A 20,487-nucleotide genomic window follows, 5' to 3' on the forward strand; every position below is an offset into this window, starting at 1 on the left:
GGCCGCGCCTGAAGCAGGCCTAGAGCAGGCTCTCGGGCGTCAGCGGCGCCAGCAGTTCGAGCATGGTGCGGTCCCAGAAGCCCGAATCGGGCTCCTCGTGCAGCACCGTGATCTGGCCGGCATCGTCGCTGACCCATTCGATGCGCCCGTCGTTGTTGCCTTCGGCAAAGCGCAGCCGGTAGGCGCCCTGCTGCTTGAGCACGTCGAGCAGCTTGAGCATCTGCTGCGCCATTTCGGGGCTGTGGATGATCAGGCCGATCTCGGTGTTCTGCGATTCCGAGCGCGGATCGAAATTCATCGAACCCACGAACAGCGTGCGCCGGTCGATCACCGCCGACTTCGCATGCAGCCGCCCGACCGTGGTGCCGAAAAGCCCCAGCCGCACGCTGCGCCGGGTGCGCGTGGAGCTCAGCTCGTACAGGTCGGCGCCGAGCTTGAGCATGTCGGGCCGGTAGCGGCGGTAGGCGGTGTGCACCAGCGGCTCGTCGGTGGCTGCCAGCGAATTGGTGACCACGCTGATCTTCACGCCGCGCCCGCGGATCTCGCGCATCACCTCGAGCCCCGTGGCGCCCGGTATCAGGTAGGGCGAGACGATGGTGACCTCGGCGCGCGCGCGGCGCATCTGCTCGACCACGTTGTAGCGCACGCTGTCGACGTCCAGCAGCGGCACGCCGCCGTACGACGCGGTCTTGCCGATCACGCGGTCGGGCGAGTCGGCATAGGCCTCGGCCAGGGTCCAGATCAGGCCCAGCCTGCCGGCGTTCAGGTCGTCGGCGATCGGGCTGTAGCCCAGCAGGTCGTTGGGCGCGGGCGGCGGCGGCGGCGGGGTGGTGTCGGCGCCGGTGGCGGCGTCGAAGCGGCGCTGCAGCTCCTCGCGCGAAAGGCTGCTCGCCACCACCGACTGCACGGGGCGCACATAGGTGCTGTTCCAGTACTGGTCGAACAGGCTGCCGAGCCGGGGAATGAGCGCGCCGGTCACGAAGGTGTCGAGGTCGAGAAAGTTCTCGCCCGCCGTGCGCGTGAAGTACTGGTTGCCGATGTTGCGCCCGCCCGCCACCGCCATCGCGCCGTCGGCGATGAACAGCTTGTTGTGCATGCGGCGGTTCACGCGGCTGAAGTCGAACAGCGAAGCCGCGAAGCGCCTGACCAGGCTGCTGCGCCCTGCCGGGAACGGGTTGAACAGCCGCAGCTCTACATTCGGCGTGGCGGCAAAGCCGAGCAGCAGTTCGTCTTCGCCCGATGTGTAGAGGTCGTCCATGAGCACCCGCACGCGCACGCCGCGCAGGGCGGCGTCGCGCAGGGTGCGCAGCAGGTAGCGGCCGGTCTCGTCGTTCTCGATCTGGTAGTACTGCACGTCCAGCGTGCGCTGGGCGCGGCGCGCCAGCTCGATGCGGGTGGCGAAGGCGAAGTCGCCGCCGGGCATCAGGCGAAAGCCGCTCAGGTCGGGGTCGGGCTGGGCCGCCATCGCGAGCTTGCCGAGCGCGGTGTCGGGCGACACGGCCATGGCCTTGGTGGGCGGGCGCGGCGCCTCGTCGGGCAGGGTGGCGCAGCCGCTGAACAGCAGCACGGCCAGCAAAGCGATCACCCAATGGCCCCAGCGCGACATCGGGAGACGGCTCATCGAAGGCTTTCTACAGGGCCTTGCGCAGGTTGGCGGGCGCAATGCGCAAGGCTTCGCGGTACTTGGCCACGGTGCGGCGCGCGCACTCGATGCCCTGCTCCTTCAGCATCTCGGAGATCTGGCTGTCCGACAGCGGCTTCTTGATGCTCTCGGAGCTCACGAACTGCTTGATCAGCGCGCGCACCGCCGTGCTCGACGCATTGCCGCCGGTCTCGGTGCCCAGCGCCGAGCCGAAGAAATACTTCAGCTCGACCGTGCCGAACGGCGTGGCCATGTACTTGGCGGTGGTCACGCGCGAGATGGTGGATTCGTGCAGGCCCAGTTCGTCCGCAATTTCGCGCAGCACCAGCGGGCGCATGGCCAGCTCGCCGTGCACGAAGTAGCTCTTCTGGCGCTCGACGATGGCGTTGCTCACGCGCAGGATGGTGTCGAAGCGCTGCTGGATGTTCTTGATGAACCAGCGCGCCTCCTGCAGCCGCTGCGACAGCGCCTGGCTGCCCTCGCCCTTGTGCGACTTGAGCGCGCCGGCATAGATGTCGTGCACGCGCAGGCGCGGCATGACCTCGGGATTCAGCATGACGCGGAACTTGACGTTGGTGCCGCGTCCGGTCTTGGTGACGATCACGTCGGGAATGACGATGTTGCGCTCGACGTCGACGAAACGGCGCCCCGGCTTGGGCTCCAGCCGCGCAATGACCTGCAGCGCCGAGCGCACCAGCTCTTCGCTGCTGCGGGTGAGCGTGGCCAGGCGCTTGAAGTCGCGCCGCGCGAGCAGTTCCATCGGCTGCTTGCAGATGGCGATCGCGGTCTTGTAGACCTGTGCCTGCTCTTCGTCTTCGTCGTCGTCCTCGGCGGCCAGCGCGCGCAGCTGGATGCTCAGGCATTCGCCGAGGTCGCGCGCCCCCACGCCCACCGGCTCCAGGCTCTGCAGCAGGCCGAGCGCCACCTGGAAGTGGTGCACCAGGTCGTCGAACTGGTCGTTGTCGTCGCCGGCCAGGCCCGAGGCCAGCGCAGGCAGGGAGTCTTCGAGGTAGCCGTCGTCGTTGAGCGACTCGATCAGGAAGCGCAGCGCGGCGCTGTCGTTCTCGCTCAGGCGCAGGCTCAGCGCCTGGCGGTGCAGGAACGACTGCAGCGATTCCTGGCTGCGCGCGAGTTCGGTGGCGTCGGCGCGTTCGTCGTCGCCCAGGTTGTTCTGGCGCGCGGGAGCGTCGCTGCCCCACTCGCTGTCGTCGGGCGCCATGTCGACGGTGCCGTCGCCTTCCCAGTCGGGCTCGCGCTCGGCGATCTCGGCGGCGGGGCCGTCGGAGTCGGCCGTGGTGGTGGTGGCGGTCTCGGTCGAGGCGGTGGAGGTGCTGGCGGGCGGCGGGGTGAAGTCGCTCTCGCCGTCGCCGCCGTCACTGCCGTCATCGCGCGCAGCGGGGGCGTCGGCGGTGTCGAGCCCGAACTCCTCGCGCGCCGCTTCTTCCGCGGTGCGCTCGAGGAAGGGGTTCTCGTCGAGCATCTGCTCCACTTCCTGGCTCAGTTCGAGCGTGGAGAGTTGGAGCAGCCTGATCGACTGCTGCAGCTGGGGCGTCAACGCCAAGTGCTGCGAGACGCGAAGGGACAGCCCTTGCTTCATGTGGAGAACCCGACCCTTCCTTACATACGGAAGTGTTCGCCTAGGTACACCCTGCGTACCTCGGCGTTGTCGACGATCTCCGAGGGCGTACCTTGTGCCAGCACATGCCCGTCGCTGATGATGAACGCGTGATCGCAGATGCCCAGCGTTTCGCGCACGTTGTGGTCGGTGATGAGCACGCCGATGCCGCGCTCTTTCAGGAAGCTGATGATCCGCTGGATTTCGATGACGGCGATCGGGTCGATGCCGGCGAAGGGTTCGTCCAGCAGGATGAAGCGCGGCTGGGTGGCCAGGGCGCGTGCGATCTCGACGCGGCGTCGCTCGCCGCCCGACAGCGCCAACGCCGGCGAATCGCGCAGGTGGTCGACGCGCAGGTCGGCCAGCAGTTCGGACAGGCGCTCTTCCATGTGCTGCTTGGACAGCGGCGCGAGCTTGCCGCTCGCGTCGGGCTCGTGCTGCAGTTCGAGCACGGCGCGCACGTTTTCCTCCACCGTGAGCTTGCGGAAGATCGAGGCTTCCTGCGGCAGGTAGCTCAGGCCCATGCGCGCGCGGCGGTGGATGGGCATGTGGGCGATGGGCTCGCCGTCGATGGTGATCTCGCCCGCGTCGGCGCGCACCAGCCCGACGATCATGTAGAACGAGGTGGTCTTGCCGGCGCCGTTGGGGCCGAGCAGCCCGACGACTTCACCCTTCTGCACGTCGAGCGAGACGTCCTTCACGACCGTGCGGCTGCCGTAGCTCTTCTTCAGGCCGCGCGCCACCAGGCGACTGCCCGGTGCGCCGTTGGCTTCCTGGGTTCCAGCGGTTTCGATCACTTGCGGGTTTCTCCATCGCCACCGAGCGTGGTGGTCGAGCGCAGGCCCGTGCCGGGCGCGGGCGTGGACGCTGCCGGCGCGGCCGGCTTGGCCCCGGCCGGTGCGCCGGGCGCGGGCGCCGTGGCGGCCTTGGGTGTCAGGATGGTCTTGACGCGGCCGCTCGGGGACGACGCGTTGACCGCGGTGTTCGGCGGCACGGTGGAACCGTTGACCGTGTAGGTGTCGTTGCTCTGGTCGTAGACGATCAGGGCGCCGGTGCTCACGTCGTTCGGCGTGGAACCGAGCAGGCGGCGCATTTCCGCGTTGCGGATGAACTTGACGTTGTCGGCACGGCTGTCGTACTCGATGACTTCGGACTCGCCCTCGATCCACTCGTCGGGGGCGTTGCGCTTCTGCTTGTAATAGGCCCGCTTGCCGGGTGCCGCCGTGACCACGCCGTACTGGTAGCCCTCGGCGTCCTGGCGGACATCGAGCCGCGCGCCGCGGATGATGATCGTGCCTTTTGTTACCAGCACGTTGCCCGTGAACACGCTGGTCTGCTTGAGGTCGTCGTAGCGCATGGCATCCGACTCGATGTTCATCGGCTTGCTGCGGTCGGCGGTCTCGGCCAGGGCGCCCGAGGCAAGGCCGGCCAGCAGCAACGCGGCGGCGGCCAGGCGGCCGACGCGACGCAGGAAGGGAGTGGTGGAGTAAGAATGCAATGTCATAGAGGCACGAAACTTGCTCGGCATTGTATGCGGCTGATTGCGACAACCCGCACGCACAGATGAAAAAGCCCGCCGAAGCGGGCCGGGGATGAGGCGCGGCGCCACGAGGTGCGCAAAGCCCGGGTCAGCCCTTCCTGGCTTCGCCCACGAGGTAGTTCACGACCTGCAGCACCTTGGTCATGCTGCCGGCGGTTTCGCCGTCCACGTACCAGCGGCCGGCCACGGCCATCGCCGGCACCCCAGCCACCTTGTAGGCATCGGTCATCTGCGAAGCCCGCTTGGCCTTGCTGGCCACGCCGAACGAGGTGAACAGTTCCTTGAACTTCGCGGCGTCGAGGCCGTTGGCGGCGGCCCAGGCAATGATGTTGGCGTCGCCGTTCACGTTCTGGCGCTGCGCGTGGATCGCGTTGAACACCTTCGGCTGGTATTCGTCGACCTTGCCCATGGCCTCGAGCGTGTAGTACAGGCGCTGCTTGGCTTCGACGTCGTTGCCCACGAAAGGCACCGGGATGCGGCGGAACGCCACTTCCTTGGGAGCCGACTTGACCCAGGCTTCGAGCGACGGCTCGAAGTCGTTGCAATGTGGGCAGTTGTACGAGAAGAACTCGACCACTTCGACCTTGCCGGCCGGCGCGTCGACGGGCACGCGCTTGTCGAGCACCAGGTACTCGGTGCCGGCCTTGGGCGCACGCGCCTGGGCATGGGCCGGGTTGGCGGCCAGGGACAGCAGCCCGAGCGAGGTGGCGGCCAGCGAAAAGTCACGACGTTTCATTGAAAGGGTTCTCCAGTTGGTACGGCAGACTGAGCCGGCACGCGGCGGGGAGTTCCCCCCGCCCGCGGCGCGCCCAAGGCGATGAATGGTGGCGGCAGATACCGCGCGGCGAAGCTTAAGGGCTATTGGTGGCAATCGATCGCCGAGGCGTCAGCGCTGCACCCGCACGAGCGCCGAATCGAGACCGCCGCCGTCCAGGCGCTCCTTGAGCCGGTCGGCGTCTTCCTTCTTGTTGAAGGGGCCGGCCCGCACGCGGTAGACGGTGCGGCCCGCCTGCTCGCGCTCGGTGACCTTGGCCTCGACGCCCATCAGCGACAGCTTGGCGCGCTGGGCCTCGGCGTCGTCGGTGGTGCGGAAGGCGCCGGCCTGCACGAAGTACATGAACGGGTCGGCGCCCGAGCTGCTGCTGGCGGCGCTGCTGTTGCTGCTGGGCGCGGCCGACGCGGTGGTCGTGCTGCCGGAGCCGCCGCCCGAGCGGGCGCGCGCCAGGTCGCCCAGCGGGTCGTTCGACGGCGGCAGCGCGTTGGCCTCGGCGGGCGCGGGGGCGGTGCGCGGCTTGGCGGCAGTGGGGGGCACCACCACGGGCACGGGCGGCGCGGTGGTCGCCGGCGCAGTGGCAGGCGTGACGGCGGTGGTGGCCGGCTCGCCGGTGACGGGGTTGACCGGACCGCCCGCGGCCGGCGCCGGCTTGGGCGCGCCAGCCTTGCCGGCGAGCGGCGCGTTCGGGTCCCAGTCGCGGTTCTTGCGAGCCTCGGCTTCGTCCTGCTCGGCGCCGCCGCGCTGCGTCTTGGTCACGAAAGGAATCGGCACCTTGGTCACGTAGACCGCGATGCCCAGCGCGACGCCCAGGCCGAGCACCAGCCCGATGATCAGGCCGATGACGATGTTGCCGCGTTGTCTGGTTGTCTTCTTCATGGTGGGGTGGTTCACATCTTGCTCGGCGCACTGACGCCGAGAATCGCGAGGCCATTGTGCAGCACCTGCGCGGTCGCGGCGACCAGCGCCAGGCGGGCCAGCTTGACCTTCTCGTCGTCCACCAGGATGCGCTCGGCGTCGTAGTAGCTGTGGTAGCTGGCGGCCAGCTCGCGCAGATAGAAAGTGACGTCGTGCGGGGCGAAATCGCGCGCGGCGGCGGTGAGCATGGCCGGGTACTTGGCCAGCAGCAGCATCAGCGCCTGGGCCGCCGGGCTTTCCAGCGGCGACAGGTCGACGCCCGCCAGCGTGGCGCGGTCGCCGCCCCAGCCCGCCAGCACCGAGCAGATGCGCGCATGCGCGTACTGCACGTAGTACACCGGGTTGTCGTTGTTCTTGGTGACCGCGAGGTCGACGTCGAAGGTGTACTCGGTGTCCGGCTTGCGGCTCAGCAGGAAGAAGCGCACGGCGTCGGTGCTGGTCCATTCGATCAGGTCGCGCAGCGTGACGTAGCTGCCGGCGCGCTTGCTGATCTTGACCTCCTCGCCGCCCTTGACCACGCGCACCATGGTGTGCAGCACGTAGTCGGGGTAGCCCTCGGGGATGCCCTCGCCCACGGCCTGCAGGCCGGCGCGCACCCGGGCGATGGTGCCGTGGTGGTCGGTGCCCTGGATGTTGACGACCTTGTGGAAGCCGCGTTCCCACTTGGCGATGTGGTACGCCACGTCGGGCACGAAGTAGGTGTACGTGCCGTCCTGCTTCTTCATGACGCGGTCTTTGTCGTCGCCGTAGTCGGTCGACTTCAGCCACAGCGCGCCGTCCTGCTCGTAGGTCTTGCCGGCGGCCACCAGCTTCTGCACGGCGGCCTCGACGCGGCCGCTGGTGTAGAGGCTCGACTCCAGGTAGTACTGGTCGAAGTGCACGCGGAAGGCCTGCAGGTCGAGGTCCTGTTCGCGGCGCAGGTAGGCCACGGCGAACTCGCGGATGGCGTCGATGTCCTCGATGTCGCCGGTGGCGGTGACTTCGCGGTCTTCCGACTTGACGGTCTTCTTGGCCTTGAAGTCTTCGGCGATGTCGGCGATGTAGTCGCCGTTGTAGGCCGGCGCCTTTTCGCCGCTGGGCCACTCGGCGTCGCCGGGCTTGAAGCCGCGCGCGCGCAGCTGGGTGCTGTTGGCCAGCGTCTGGATCTGCACGCCGGCGTCGTTGTAGTAGTACTCGCGCCACACGCTCTCGCCCTGCGAAGCGCGCAGGTTGCAGATGGCGTCGCCCAGCGCGGCCTGGCGGCCGTGGCCGACGTGCAGCGGGCCAGTCGGGTTGGCGGAGACGAACTCGACCAGCACCTTCTCGCCCGTGGCGGGCTGCTGGCCGAAGCTTTCGCTGGCCGACAGCACCTCGCGCACGATCTGCTGCTTGGCCGCCGTCTTCAGGCGGATGTTGAGGAAGCCGGGGCCGGCGATCTCGATGGCCTCGACCCATTGGCCGAAAGCGGGGGTTGCGAGCAAGGCGGCGCTGAGCTGTTCGGCCAGCTCGCGCGGCTTGCGCGCTAGCGGTTTGGCGAGCTGCATGGCTGCCGTGCTGGCGAAATCGCCATGGGCGGCCACCTTGGGCGACTCGAACGCGGCTTTGGAGCCAGCGCCGGGCGAGAGGGATTCGAGCGTGTTCGCGAGCGCCGCGAGCAGCTCCTGTTTGACCAATAGCATCTGCGAATTTTACCGGGGGCAAACCCGGGAGCTGTTGACGATGGTCATCCAATCGTGAACCTGGCCCGTTACGATGGTCGGCCCCGGGGCGGGGCAACTGTCACAACCAACCTTGCAAGGACATATCACCATGAAGAAGTTCCTTTCCCTGGTAGCCCTGGGCGCCTGTCTCTCCTTCGGCGCCTACGCGCAAGACAAGGCCGCCGCACCGGCGGCCGCTCCCGCCGCCATGGCCGCGCCGGCCGCCGGCGCCAGCTGCGACGCCAAGGCTGTCGACAAGAACGGCAAGGCCCTGGCCGGCGCTGCCAAGGCCAGCTTCGTCAAGAAGTGCGAAAAGGACGCCAAGGCCGCCGCCGCTCCCGCCTGCGCCACCAAGGCTGTGGACAAGAACGGCAAGGCCCTGGCCGGCGCCGCCAAGAACAGCTTCATGAAGAAGTGCGAAGCGGACGCAGCCAAGGGCTGATTCACCGCCAACGCTGAAGAAGCCCGCCTCGCGCGGGCTTTTTTTCGTCCCGGCTTCCTATTTGCCGAAGCCGCGCGCCAGGAACACCGCCACCAGCGGAATCAGCGCGATCAGGTGCGCCTGCACCATCACCAGCTTGCGCGTCTTCCTGATGTCGGCCTCGTCCGGCAGCTTGCCGGTGGCGCGCAGCGTCTTGCGCCAGCGGAAATAGGTGAGCGTCGGGAAGATCGAAAGCACGCCGACGATGATGAACAGCCCCAGCTTCACGTGCAGCAGCGGGTTGGTCCAGTACCAGGCCGTGCCCTTCATGCCCCACCAGGTGCGCGCGATGCCGGTGGCGAGCACGGCGATGGCCGCGATGCCGTAGACCATGTCGACCTTGGCCAGCCGCTCCACCACCGCTGCGTTGAGCCACTGCACCCGGCACAGCGCCGCTTCGCTGGAGATGAACACGACCATCGTCAGGATGGCCAATATGTGCAGATAGGCGAGGATGGCTTCGAGGGTCATCGATGGCTTTCTTCTCAATGCAGCAGGTTGCAATTGCGCAGAGATTGTGCCGCCGCGAAGGCCACCTACGCCCTGCCGCCCCAGAATTCCGGGTTCCCGTATTGCTCCTTGAGGAAATCAAGCCACAGCCGCACCCGCAGCGGCAGGTGCTTGGCGCCCGCGAACACCGCGTAGATGCCGTTGGGCGGCGCGGCGAATTCGTCGAGCAGCGGCACGAGCAGGCCGGCGTCGATCTCGGCCTCTACCTCCCAGGTGCTGCGCCAGGCGATGCCGTGGCCGGCCAGGCACCAGTCGTGCAGCACCTGGCCGTCGGAGCAATCGAGCGGGCCGCTGGGCCGCAGGTGGATCAGCTCCTGGGCGCCGGCCTCGGTGGTCACGCGAAAGGCCCAGCCGCGCGTCTGCGAGGCGTCGCTCGACAGCGTGAGGCAGGCAAAGCGCGAAAGCTCGCCCGGATGCTTCGGCTTGCCGTGGCGGCGCACGAAGTCGGGCGTGGCGACGCAGCGGCGGCGGTTGTCGGCCAAGCGCACGCTCACCAGCGACGAATCGGGCAGGTCGCCCACGCGCACCGCGCAGTCGAAGCTCTCGCCGGTGACGTCGACCACCCGGTCGCTGAGGTTCAGCGAAATCGTCACCTCCGGATGCAGCGCATGAAAGCGCGGCACCAGCGGCGCGACGTGGCGTCGGCCGAAGCCGGCCGGCGCCGTCACCCGCAGGTGGCCGCTCGCCTTGACGCCGCCGGCACTCACGCTGGCCTCGGCGTTGGCGAACTCGGTCAGCAGGCGCTGACAGTCTTCGAGGAAGGCGCTGCCCTCGTGCGTGAGCGTGATGCGGCGCGTGGTGCGCACCAGCAGCTTGACGCCCAGCCGCTCTTCGAGCGCGTCGAGCCGGCGGCCCATGATGGCCGGGGCCACGCCCTCGGCCTTGGCCGCGGCGGTGAGGCCGCCCCGGGTCGCGACGGAAACGAAGGATTCGAGCTGCTTGAGGCGGTCCATGGCGGGCGGAACTATATCCCCCCGCCCCGCGAAGGAAGCGGCCTTATTCGGGCCGCACGCCCGCCTCGCGCACCGCCGCGCCCCAGCGCGCATGCTCGGCCTTGATGTACTGCGCCGCCTGCTCCGGGCTGCCGCCGCCGGGCGTGCTGCCTTCGGCCAGCAGTTGCGAGATGGTCGCCGGCCTGGCCAGCGCCTTGCCGATGGCGGCGTTGAGCTTCTTCACGATGTCGGCGGGCGTTCCGGCGGGCACGACGATGGCCTTCCAGTCCACCGCCTCGAAGCCCTGGTAGCTCTCGCCCACCGTCGGCACGTCGGGCATCACCGGCAGGCGCTTGGCCGAGGTGACGGCCAGCGCGCGCAGCTTGCCGCCCTTCACCATCGAGAGCGCGCCCTGCGGCGTGGCGAACATGTAGTCGGTCTGCCCGCCGAGCAGGTCGGTGATGGCGGGCGCGGCGCCCTTGTAGGGCACGTTGAGCACCTTGAAGCCCGCGCGCTTGGCGAGCACCTCGCCGGCCATGTGGCCCAGCGTGCCGGTGCCCGCGAGCGCCTGCTTGATCTCGCCCGGCCTGGCCTTGGCGGCCGCGACCAGTTCGGCCAGCGACTTGTACGGCGCCTCCGTGCGCACCACCAGCACCACCGGCTGCGAGGCCACCACGGCCACCGGCACCAGGTCCTTCAGCGCGTCGTAGGGCATCTTGGGGAACAGCGTCGGGTTGATCGCGAGGTTGGCGGTCTGGCCCAGGCCGATGGTGTAGCCGTCGGGCTTGGCCTTGGCCACCACGTCCATGCCGATGTTGCCGTTGCCGCCCGCGCGGTTGTCGACGATGAAGGTCCACTTGGTGTCGTCCATGACCTTCTGCGCGATCAGCCGCGCCACGATGTCGGTGGCGCCGCCGGGCGTGTAGGGCACGACGAGGCGCACCGGCTTGTCGGGCCAGGCCGTCTCGGCGAGGGCGGGTGCGGCGCTCAGGCATGCCGCGGCCGCGGCGCAGGCGAGCAGTGCGCGCCGTGTGATCGATTGCATGGGGTCAGTCTCCGAGGGTGATGTTGTGTTTTGCGAGCGCGGCGATCTGTTCGTCGCTGTAGCCCACTTCTTTGAGGAGTTCGCGGCTGTGTTCGCCGATGTGCGGCGGCTGCAGCCGGATGCCGGGGCGTTCGCCGTCCAGCGTGAACGGCATCAGCGGCACCTTGGCCGTGCTGCCGTCGTTCATGCGCACCGGCGCGAGGCCGCCGGTGGCGTTGAGGTGCGGGTCGTCGAACAGCGCCTGCGGCTTGGTGATGGGCGCGAAGGGCAGCTCGTTGCGCTCGAACACGGCGGCCAGCTCGGCGGCGCTGCGGTCCGCCAGGTGCGAGCGCAAGATGGGCATCATCCAGTCGCGCGCCAGCACGCGGTCGTTGTTGGTCTTCAGGCGCGGATCGGCCAGCATGTCCTCCAGGCCGAAGGCCTTGCAGAAGATGGCCCACTGCTTGTCGCTGACGGCCGCCAGGAAGATCTGCTCGCCGTCTTTCACGGTGAACACGTCGTACACCGCCCAGGCCGAGATGCGGCTGGGCATCGGGTCGGCCGCCTTGCCGGTGGCGGCGAACTGCATCATGTGCTGCGCCACCAGGAACACGTTGTTCTCGAACAGCGCGGACTGCACCTCGCAGCCCTTGCCGGTGAGCTCGCGCTGGCGCAGCGCGGCCATCGCGCCGATGGCGCCGAACATGCCGCCCATGATGTCGTTCACGCTGGTGCCGGCGCGCAGCGGGTCGCCGGCGCGGCCGGTCATGTAGGCCAGGCCGCCCATCATCTGCACCACCTCGTCGAGCGCGGTGCGGTGGTCGTAGGGGCCGGGCAAGAAGCCCTTGTGGCTCACGTAGATGAGACGCGGGTTGAGCCTGGCCAGCGTGTCGTAGTCCAGCCCCAGCTTCTTCATGGTGCCGGGCTTGAAGTTCTCGCTGACGATGTCGGCGGTGGCGATGAGGCGCAACGCGGCCTCCACGCCCTCGGGCTTCTTCAGGTCGAGCGCGATGCTCTTCTTGTTGCGGTTGAAGGTCGGGAAGAAACCCGCGCCGGAGCCCAGCAGGCGGCGCGTGTTGTCGCCCTCGATGGGCTCGACCTTGATGACCTCGGCGCCGAGGTCGGCCAGCAGCAGCCCGCAGGTCGGGCCCATGACCATGTGGGTGAACTCGACGACGCGAACGCCGGCGTACGGCAGGGGATTGGCTTCAGACATGTTGTGCGATGTGTTCCTGGACGAAGCCCTTGGGCAATCCGGCTTCCGGCGTCATGCCGTAGACCGGCTCGCCCGGCAGGCCGGCCATGAGCGGCGCGCGCGCCGCGATGAGTTTCCGGATGTCGATGCCGGTGCGTACGCCCATGGCCTCGAACATGAAGACGAGGTCTTCGGTCACGGCATTGCCCGAGGCGCCCGGCGCATAGGGGCAGCCGCCCAGGCCGCCGAGCGAAGCGTCGAAGGTGCGCACGCCCTCGTCCCACGCCGCCAGGCAGTTGGCGATGCCCAGGCCGCGCGTGTTGTGCATGTGGGCGGCGCCCGCGTGCACGCCGATCTCCGCGCGCAGCCGCCTGAACAGCCGGCGCACCTGCGCGGGGTTGGCATAGCCGACGGTGTCGGACAGGCCCGATTCGTCCGCGCCGGCCTCGATGCATTGCGCGGCCAGGCGGATCACGTCGTCTTCCGGCACCAGGCCCTGCAGGGTGCAGCCGAAGGCGGTGGAGATGCCCGCCTCCAGCTTCACGCGCGGCGCGATGGCGTTGCGCAGCTCGGAGATGGCGCGCACTTCTTCCACCATTTCCGTCGGCGTCTTGCGCACGTTGGCCAGCGAATGCGCCACGCTCGCAGACACCGGCATGGTGAGCTTGTGCACGCCGGCCTCCAGCGCGGCCTGCGCGCCCTTGCGGTTGGGCACCAGCGCCATCACCACCAGCCCGGGCAGCGTGATGGCATGGCGCACCACCTCGGCGGCGTCGGCCATCTGCGGCAGCAGCTTCGCGGGCACGAAGGAAGCGACCTCGATCTCGCGCACGCCGGCGGCATGGAGCGCGTCGATCCAGCGCAGCTTGCTGGCGGTGGGCATGGTGGCCTTGACCGACTGCAGGCCGTCGCGCGGGCCGACCTCGCTGATGAGGACGTCTGGGGGTGTCATCGGATCTGTCTCCTGTGATGGAATCTCTTGACCGTTCTGTCTTATAGAACTATATTCCGTTAAACAGAATTAGACCGCCGATCCGCCCTGGCTGTCAAGCCGAGCCATTCCCGCCCATGCCACGCAAAGCCCAGACTCAATCCGCCTCCGACCTGAATGCCGCCCCCGGCGGCGCCGCCGCGGTCGACCGCGCGCTGAGCCTGCTCTCGGCGTTCCGCCCGGGCGACGAGGCGCTGTCTCTCGCGCAGTTCGCCGAACGCACGCAGCTCTACAAGAGCACCGTGCTGCGGCTGCTGGCTTCGCTCGAACACGCGCGGCTGATCCGCCGCCAGGACGACGGCCGCTATGCGCTGGGCATGGAGATCGCGCGGCTGCATGGGCTGTATGCGGCGTCGCTTTCGGTCGACCGCATCGTGCTGCCGGTGCTGCGCGCGCTCGCGGCGACCACCGGCGAAAGCGCGGCGTATCACGTGCGGCAGGCGCAGGGCGGCAGCTGGGTGCGGCTGTGCCAGTTCCGGATCGATTCATCGCACGTGGTGCGCGACCACGTGCGCGCCGGCGACCTGCTGCCCAACGACCGGGGCGCGGGCGCGCGCGTGCTCATCGCCTTCGGCCCGGAGCGCGACCTGCCGCTCGGCGCCGGAGAACGCAAGCTCTACGAGGACATTCGCGCGCGGGGCTACTGCGCGCTGGTGGGCGACCGCACCGCCGAGCTGGCGGGAATCTCGGCGCCGGTGTTCCATGCGGACGGCAGCCTCGCGGCGGCCGTGACGCTGACGATGCCCACGCACCGGTACGACGAGCGCTACATCGAGCCGGTGCGCGCCGCGGCGAAGGAGCTGAGCGGGCAGGTCTGACGCCGCCCGGCGTCAGTCCGTCAGTCAGCGCAGCGCGGCGAGCACCGCGCGGTTCTGCTCGGGCAGCCCCACGCTGATGCGCAGCCATTGCGGCAGGCCGTAGGGGCCGAGCAGCGACACCTCGATGCCGGCGGCCAGCAGGCGCGCATGCACCGCCTGCGCATCGCCGACCTGCACCATCAGGAAGTTGCCGGAAGAAGGAACGCAGGGCAGGCCAAGCTCCTTGAAGCCGGCCGCGAGCTGGTCGCGCCCCGCGGTGTTGAGCACGTAGGTGCGCGCCAGGAAGTCCGTGTCGCCGAGCGCGGCCACCGCGGCGGCCTGTGCGGGCGTCGTCACGTTGAAGCGCGGGCGTTGTGCGTTCATGCGCGCCGTGAGCGCCGGCTGCGACACGCCGTAGCCGATGCGCAGCCCGGCCAGGCCGAAGGCCTTGGAGAAAGTGCGCGCCACGATCAGGTTCGGCAGGCGGCGCACCCACTCGATGCTGTCGTAGCGCTGCGCGGGCGAGAGGTATTCGGTGTAGGCCTCGTCCAGCAGCACCGTCACATGCGCGGGCACCGACTGCAAGAAGGCCAGCAGCGGCGCGGCGTCGATGAAGGTGCCGGTCGGGTTGTTGGGGTTGGCCACGAACACCAGTCTGGTGTCGTCGCCGATGGCGGCGCGCATGGCGTCGAGGTCGTGGCCGAACTCGCGCGCCGGCACGACGGTTGCGTGCGCGTGGGCATGCGCCGTGGCCGCGGCATAGACGATGAAGCCGTACTGCGAATAGACGACGCCCTCGCCCGGCTTCAGGCTCACCTGGGCCGCCAGCTCGAGGATCTCGCTCGACCCGCTGCCCAGCGTGAGCCAGTCGGCCGGCACGTCGAGCCGGGCGGCCAGCGCGTTCTTCAGGGCCGTGCCGTTGCTGTCGGGGTAGTTGCCCGCGCCCTCGAGCGCGGCGGCGGCGGCGCGACGGGCCGATTCGGGCATGCCGAGGGGGTTTTCGTTGGAGGCCAGCAGAATCATGGAACAGGTCGGGATTTATTTAAGAAGTTAAATATATCCGGCGGTCACGGCATTCTTGTCAGTGCCTACCCTTTGCGCGCCGCAGCTCGCTCGTTCGATTACCTCTATTTTTGTCACGGATAAATCCCGCTTGCGGCTCTTACTGGCCAGCAAAGTATCGAATAAAGTTCATCCCAAGACTGCATCTTTCTCAAGGAGAACCCCATGACCGCCCGCACCACCGCCCACGGACTCCAGGTCGCGACCGAGCTCCACCGCTTCATCGAGGACAAGGTCCTGCCCGCCAGCGGCGTGGCCAGCGACGTCTTCTGGAAAGGCTTCGACGCCATCGTCAGCAACCTCGCGCCGAAGAACATCGCCCTGCTCGCCGAACGCGACCGCCTGCAGAGCGAGCTCGACGCCTGGCACAAGAAGAACCCCGGCCCCATCGCCGACATGCCGGCCTACCGCGCCTTCCTCGAGAAGATCGGCTACCTGCTGCCGCAGCCCAAGGGCGCGAAGGCCACCACGGCCAACGTCGACTCCGAACTCGCGCTGCAGGCAGGCCCGCAGCTGGTGGTGCCCATCCTCAATGCGCGCTACGCACTGAACGCCGCCAACGCGCGCTGGGGCTCGCTGTACGACGCGCTCTACGGCACCGATGCCATTCCCGAAACCGGCGGCGCCGAGAAGGGCTCCGGCTACAACCCGGTGCGCGGCGCCAAGGTCATCGAGTTCGCGCGCAACGTGCTCGACCAGGCCGCGCCCCTGGCCAACGGCTCGCACAAGCAGGCCACCGGCTACAGCGTGAAGGACGGCAAGCTGGTCGTCGCGCTGCAGAGCAGCAGCACCGGCCTGGCCGACGCATCGCAGTTCATCGGCTACCAGGGCGACGCCGCCTCGCCGTCGTCGGTGCTGCTCAAGCACAACGGCATCCACCTCGACATCCGCATCGACCGCTCCACGCCCATCGGCAAGAGCGACGCGGCCGGCGTGAGCGACCTGGTGCTCGAAGCCGCGCTCTCGACCATCCTCGACCTCGAAGACTCGGTGGCCGTGGTCGACGCGGCCGACAAGGTGGTCGCGTATTCGAACTGGCTGGGCATCGTCGAAGGCACGCTGACCGAAGAAGTCGCCAAGGGCGGCAAGACCTTCACGCGCGGCCTGAACCCCGACCGCGAATACACCGGCGCCGACGGCAAGCCCGTGAAGCTGCACGGCCGCTCGCTCATGTTCCTGCGCAACGTCGGCCACCTGATGACCAACCCGGCCGTGCTGTATGCGGACGGCAAGGAGATCCCGGAAGGCATCCTCGACGCCGTGGTGACCACCACCATCGCCACCATCGACCTGAAGCGCAAGGGCAACTCGCGCACCGGCAGCATCTACATCGTGAAGCCGAAGATGCACGGCCCGGCCGAAGTGGCCTTTGCCAGCGAGCTGTTCGGCCGCGTCGAGCAACTGCTCGGCCTGCCCGCCAACACCGTGAAGCTCGGCATCATGGACGAAGAGCGCCGCACCAGCGTCAACCTGAAGGCCTGCATCGCCGAGGCCGCCGCGCGCGTGGCCTTCATCAACACCGGCTTCCTCGACCGCACCGGCGACGAGATGCACACCGCCATGCAGGGCGGCCCGATGATCCGCAAGGGCGACATGAAGTCCAGCGCGTGGATCGGCGCCTACGAAAAGAACAACGTGCTGGTCGGCCTGTCGTGCGGCCTGCGCGGCAAGGCGCAGATCGGCAAGGGCATGTGGGCCATGCCCGACCTGATGGCCGCGATGCTCGAGCAGAAGATCGCGCACCCCAAGGCCGGCGCCAACACCGCCTGGGTGCCCTCGCCCACCGCCGCCACGCTGCATGCGCTGCACTACCACCAGGTCAGCGTGACCGCGGTGCAGCAGGAGCTGGAAAAGATCGACGCCGACGCAGAGCGCGACAACATCCTCGACGCGCTGCTGCAGGTGCCGATCGCGGCCGAAGCCAAGTGGACCGCCGAAGAGCGCCAGCAGGAAATCGACAACAACGTGCAGGGCATCCTCGGCTACGTGGTGCGCTGGATCGACCAGGGCGTGGGCTGCTCGAAGGTGCCCGACATCCACAACGTCGGCCTGATGGAAGACCGCGCCACGCTGCGCATTTCCAGCCAGCACATCGCCAACTGGCTGCTGCACGGCGTGGTCACCAAGGCGCAGGTCGACGAGACCTTCCAGCGCATGGCCAAGGTGGTCGACGAGCAGAACGCCGGCGACCCGCTCTACCAGCCGATGGCCGGCAACTTCGCGACCTCGGCCGCGTACAAGGCCGCGCAGGACCTGGTGTTCAAGGGCATCGAGCAGCCCAGCGGCTACACCGAGCCGCTGCTGCATGCATGGCGACTGAAGGTCAAGGGCGAGGCCTGAAACCTGCTCGGCCCCGACTGACGCGAACGGCACCTCAGGTGCCGTTTTTCATGCGCCCGGCTTTGCCTTTCTCTTGGGCTTCGCATCGTCGGGCGACCCCATGGAAAGTTGCCTGAGTTCACGGCGCAATTCGCGTTCGAGTTCCTGCTCCGTCGGCAAATGAAGCTGATAGCGGCTTGCGAAGATGTTGCGCTCCTGTTGCTCGCCGAGCGTGTACTTCACCACGGCATCGTTCTTGTCAGGACACAGGATCACACCCAGCGTGGGGTTGTCGCCTTCGGTGCGACGTTCGCGGTCATAGTAGTTCACATAGAACTGGATCTGGCCGAGGTCGCCATGGGTCAACTTGCCAACCTTGAGGTCGATCAGCACGTAGCACTTGAGCACGGCGTGATAGAAAACCAGGTCGACGTAGAAGTGATCGCCATCGATCGTGATTCGCTCCTGCCGCGACACGAACGCGAAGCCCTTGCCCAGTTCGAGCAGAAAGGTCTGCAGGTTGTCGATGAGTGCCTGTTCCAGCCTGGACTCCACCAGCTTCGGTGACTCCGGCAGTCCGAGAAACTCGATCACCATGGGATCCTTGAATGCGTCCAGCGGCTGTGTCACCTCCTGGCCGTGCGTCGCCAGCCGCATCAATCCCTTCTTGTCCTTGCTCTTCGCCAGGCGGTCGTAGAGCAGGCTGGATGTCTGCCGCTGCAGTTCACGCACTGACCAAGCGTTGCGGATTGCCTCAATTTCGTAGAAGGCACGCGCCTGCGGCCTCGACACACCCAGGAGCTGCCGATAGTGGCTCCATGACAGAGACGAATGCAAAGCTCCGGGCTGCCATCCCTTGTCGCCCTTGGATTTCCGAGACGTCGCCTCGGAACTTGCCTCCGGAGGCAGCACCATGGGCTCGGCCGATTTCCGATACACCGTCTCGGAAATCAGCATGGGGTAATTCAAATAGAACTGCCGAAACGCCTCGAGGTTGTCCACGGAATAGCCTCGGCCGAACTCGGCATTCAACCGTGCCGACAGATCGGCAAGAAGCTTGACGCCGTAGCCTGCCCTGCGCTGCCCACGCTGCTCTTCTTCGACGATCTCGCGGCCGATCAACCAGTTGGCCGCAACCTGCGTCGTATTGACCGTACGCGTCACGCCGACACGCGCAGCCTCCAGGATCTCGCGAACGCGGCTGAAAATCGAAACGGCTTTTGCTCCCGGAGGCTTGGCCGCACGGGCGTGGGTGGTAGGTGGGGTGGGCAATGCGCTGCTCTGGAGGAGTGGTGAGAAATTATGGGGGCATGGTCGACGCTATGGCGCCTTCCATCATGCGCCGCGTGGAAAGCCGCGTCGCGGCGGTGACCACGCCTGCATGGCAATCCATTAGCATTCAGGCCGCCTCATCCTTCCGGCCCTTCTCTCCTCATGAATCCGAACGCGGCACCCAAGCCCGCGGAGCGCTCACGCCTCTCCCGCATCTCACGCTTCTCACACTGGTCCGCCTCCACGACAGCGATGCTGGTCGCGCTTGCCACGGCCTTCGCCCTGAGCCAGGCCTTCCGCACCGTGGGCGCGATGATGGCCACGCCGCTCTCCCAGAACTTCGGGCTGACGCCGCAGCAGCTCGGCATGTGGGCCGGCACCTTCCATTTCACGTTCGGCGTGATGCAGCTCGGCATGGGCGTGTCGATCGACATGTTCGGCGTGCGCCGCACGGTGCTGAGCGCCTTTCCGCTGGCCATTGCGGGCGCGGTGCTGTGCGCGATGGCGCCGAGCTTCCATGCGCTGCTGCTGGGGCAGGCGCTGATCGGCGTGGGCTGCGCGCCCGCGTTCCTGGCGTGCACGGTGTTCATCGCGCGGCACTTCGATGCGGCGCGCTTCACCGCCATGTCGGGGCTGGTGATGAGCATGGCCGGCATGGGCATCCTGTTCACCGGCACGCCGCTGGCATTGCTGATCGAAGCCGCATCCTGGCGTGCCGGCTACGCGGCGCTGGCCGGGTTCGCGGTGCTCTCGTGGCTGGTCATCTTCTGGCGCGTGCGCGAACCCGCGCGCGCGGCGGTGGATGGCGGCGGGCAGCAGGCGCCGGCCGAGCGGCAGTCGCTGCGCAAGGCGGTGCGCGAACTGCTGCCGCTGTTCGCCATGCCCCACACGCTGGGGCTGCTGTGTTTTGCCTGCGTTTCCTACGCGGCGTTCATCACGCTGCGCGGCCTGTGGCTCGGCCCGGTGCTGCACGATCGGCACGGCCTGTCGCTGGTGGCAAGCGGCAACGTGGCGCTGGTGATGACCGTGGCCGGCATGATCAGCCCCGCGCTGTTCGGCCGCATGGACCCGGGCGGCGCGCGGCGCGGCCGCTGGATGATGGGCTGCGCCGTCGCCGGCGCGCTGATGTTCGGTGCGATGGCGCTGACGCATTCGGCGGTCGTCGACATCGGCCTGCCGGTCATCTACGGCCTGCTCTCGGGCTACAGCGTGCTGCAGTACGCGTACACCAAGAACGCCTACCCGGCGGAGATGACCGGCCGCGCGATGGCGCTGCTGAACATGGCGATGTTCCTCGGCGTGTCGCTGATGCAGTGGACCACCGGCGTGGCCGCGTCGTGGGCGGTGGCGCACGGCGCGGAGCCGTTCCGCGCCGTGTTCCTCACGGTGGCCGGCATGCTGGCTCTGGGAACGCTCGCGTTCCTCGTGCTGCCGCGCTCGCATGGCGGTCAGTCCTCCGTGAAGCGATAGTCGGCCTTCCGCAGGGCCACCTTCTGCGCGCGCCGTTCCGCGCGATGCGTGCGCAGGTGGCGCCCGGCCTTCTGGTTGGATTCGCCGCGCGCCATCGCGGCCACCACGGGATTGCGAGGTGCCGTCGCCGGCACCGAAAAGTAGAACCGGCCCAGACGCTTGTCGTCGTCACGGGCCTTTCGTTGAGCACTCATGTGCGCACACTCCGAAAAACAGAAAGCCCCGGCGAATGGCTGCGCGGGGCCTTTGTCGATGGGCCTCGGCGGGT

At 68.2% G+C, this 20,487-nt stretch carries 19 protein-coding genes; 4 read left to right on the plus strand and 15 right to left on the minus strand.

Annotated features, from left to right (window positions below; translation table 11 throughout):
• Positions 1–19: 19 nt before the first annotated feature.
• The 7 genes from C4F17_RS16365 to argS all read right to left on the minus strand — a co-directional run bounded on the left by C4F17_RS16365 (position 20) and on the right by argS (position 8,145).
• Complete coding sequence (locus C4F17_RS16365; RefSeq protein WP_106935946.1) at positions 20–1,621, minus strand: phospholipase D family protein; 1,602 nt, start codon at positions 1,619–1,621, stop codon at positions 20–22.
• Positions 1,622–1,631: 10 nt separating this feature from the next.
• A complete protein-coding gene (locus tag C4F17_RS16370) occupies positions 1,632–3,239 on the minus strand; it encodes an RNA polymerase factor sigma-54 (RefSeq protein WP_106935947.1) in 1,608 nt (535 codons plus the stop codon).
• 20 nt (positions 3,240–3,259) lie between these two features.
• Entirely contained in the window at positions 3,260–4,054 is a 795-nt protein-coding gene (lptB, locus tag C4F17_RS16375; protein ID WP_106935948.1) for an LPS export ABC transporter ATP-binding protein, read from the minus strand.
• Positions 4,051–4,761, minus strand: a complete 711-nt coding sequence (gene lptA / locus C4F17_RS16380) for a lipopolysaccharide transport periplasmic protein LptA (protein WP_106935949.1) — start codon at positions 4,759–4,761, stop codon at positions 4,051–4,053. The genes lptB and lptA overlap by 4 nt, the downstream gene beginning before the upstream one ends.
• 124 nt (positions 4,762–4,885) lie before the next feature.
• On the minus strand, positions 4,886–5,533 hold the full coding sequence (locus C4F17_RS16385) for a thiol:disulfide interchange protein DsbA/DsbL (protein ID WP_106935950.1): 648 nt from the start codon (positions 5,531–5,533) through the stop codon (positions 4,886–4,888).
• 150 nt (positions 5,534–5,683) lie between these two features.
• Positions 5,684–6,448: an SPOR domain-containing protein gene (locus C4F17_RS16390; RefSeq protein WP_106937586.1), complete on the minus strand. Its 765-nt coding sequence runs from the start codon at positions 6,446–6,448 to the stop codon at positions 5,684–5,686.
• A gap of 11 nt (positions 6,449–6,459) precedes the next feature.
• Entirely contained in the window at positions 6,460–8,145 is a 1,686-nt protein-coding gene (argS, locus tag C4F17_RS16395; protein ID WP_106935951.1) for an arginine--tRNA ligase, read from the minus strand.
• Between the two features lie 130 nt (positions 8,146–8,275).
• Between argS and C4F17_RS16400 the strand changes: the two genes are divergently transcribed.
• Positions 8,276–8,608 carry a hypothetical protein gene (locus C4F17_RS16400; protein ID WP_106935952.1) on the plus strand — a complete coding sequence of 111 codons (333 nt, stop codon included), beginning with the start codon at positions 8,276–8,278 and terminating at the stop codon, positions 8,606–8,608.
• A 57-nt stretch (positions 8,609–8,665) separates the two neighbouring features.
• Here the strand turns inward: C4F17_RS16400 and C4F17_RS16405 are convergent, their stop codons facing one another.
• The 5 genes from C4F17_RS16405 to C4F17_RS16425 form a co-directional block, all read right to left on the minus strand.
• The gene (locus tag C4F17_RS16405) at positions 8,666–9,118 is read right to left on the minus strand and encodes a DUF2214 family protein (protein ID WP_106935953.1); all 453 of its coding nucleotides are present in this window, start codon (positions 9,116–9,118) and stop codon (positions 8,666–8,668) included.
• A gap of 65 nt (positions 9,119–9,183) precedes the next feature.
• Positions 9,184–10,110, minus strand: a complete 927-nt coding sequence (locus C4F17_RS16410; RefSeq protein WP_081270063.1) for a LysR family transcriptional regulator — start codon at positions 10,108–10,110, stop codon at positions 9,184–9,186.
• A 43-nt stretch (positions 10,111–10,153) separates the two neighbouring features.
• A complete protein-coding gene (locus C4F17_RS16415; RefSeq protein WP_106935954.1) occupies positions 10,154–11,134 on the minus strand; it encodes a Bug family tripartite tricarboxylate transporter substrate binding protein in 981 nt (326 codons plus the stop codon).
• A 4-nt stretch (positions 11,135–11,138) separates the two neighbouring features.
• Positions 11,139–12,329, minus strand: a complete 1,191-nt coding sequence (locus C4F17_RS16420) for a CaiB/BaiF CoA transferase family protein (RefSeq protein ID WP_106935955.1) — start codon at positions 12,327–12,329, stop codon at positions 11,139–11,141.
• A complete protein-coding gene (locus C4F17_RS16425) occupies positions 12,322–13,260 on the minus strand; it encodes a hydroxymethylglutaryl-CoA lyase (protein ID WP_106935956.1) in 939 nt (312 codons plus the stop codon). Before C4F17_RS16425 ends, C4F17_RS16420 begins: the two co-directional genes overlap by 8 nt.
• Before the next feature lie 116 nt (positions 13,261–13,376).
• On the opposite strand from C4F17_RS16425, the gene C4F17_RS16430 reads away from it, so the two are divergent.
• On the plus strand, positions 13,377–14,117 hold the full coding sequence (locus tag C4F17_RS16430) for an IclR family transcriptional regulator (protein WP_081270067.1): 741 nt from the start codon (positions 13,377–13,379) through the stop codon (positions 14,115–14,117).
• Between the two features lie 24 nt (positions 14,118–14,141).
• Here the strand turns inward: C4F17_RS16430 and hisC are convergent, their stop codons facing one another.
• The gene (hisC, locus tag C4F17_RS16435; RefSeq protein ID WP_106935957.1) at positions 14,142–15,119 is read right to left on the minus strand and encodes a histidinol-phosphate transaminase; all 978 of its coding nucleotides are present in this window, start codon (positions 15,117–15,119) and stop codon (positions 14,142–14,144) included.
• Between the two features lie 204 nt (positions 15,120–15,323).
• Here hisC and C4F17_RS16440 point away from each other — a divergent pair, with 204 nt between their 5' ends.
• Entirely contained in the window at positions 15,324–17,498 is a 2,175-nt protein-coding gene (locus C4F17_RS16440; protein WP_106935958.1) for a malate synthase G, read from the plus strand.
• A gap of 48 nt (positions 17,499–17,546) precedes the next feature.
• Here C4F17_RS16440 and C4F17_RS16445 read toward each other — a convergent pair whose 3' ends face one another.
• Positions 17,547–18,749 carry a PDDEXK nuclease domain-containing protein gene (locus C4F17_RS16445; RefSeq protein ID WP_106935959.1) on the minus strand — a complete coding sequence of 401 codons (1,203 nt, stop codon included), beginning with the start codon at positions 18,747–18,749 and terminating at the stop codon, positions 17,547–17,549.
• A 162-nt stretch (positions 18,750–18,911) separates the two neighbouring features.
• Between C4F17_RS16445 and C4F17_RS16450 the strand changes: the two genes are divergently transcribed.
• Positions 18,912–20,219, plus strand: coding sequence for an MFS transporter (locus C4F17_RS16450; RefSeq protein WP_106935960.1), 1,308 nt, complete (start codon positions 18,912–18,914; stop codon positions 20,217–20,219).
• On the opposite strand, the gene C4F17_RS16455 is transcribed toward C4F17_RS16450, so the two are convergent.
• A complete protein-coding gene (locus tag C4F17_RS16455) occupies positions 20,198–20,413 on the minus strand; it encodes a hypothetical protein (protein WP_106935961.1) in 216 nt (71 codons plus the stop codon). The genes C4F17_RS16450 and C4F17_RS16455 overlap by 22 nt on opposite strands.
• Positions 20,414–20,487: the final 74 nt, after the last annotated feature.

The sequence above is a fragment of the Variovorax sp. PMC12 genome, assembly GCF_003019815.1.
Lineage (GTDB): Bacteria > Pseudomonadota > Gammaproteobacteria > Burkholderiales > Burkholderiaceae_C > Variovorax.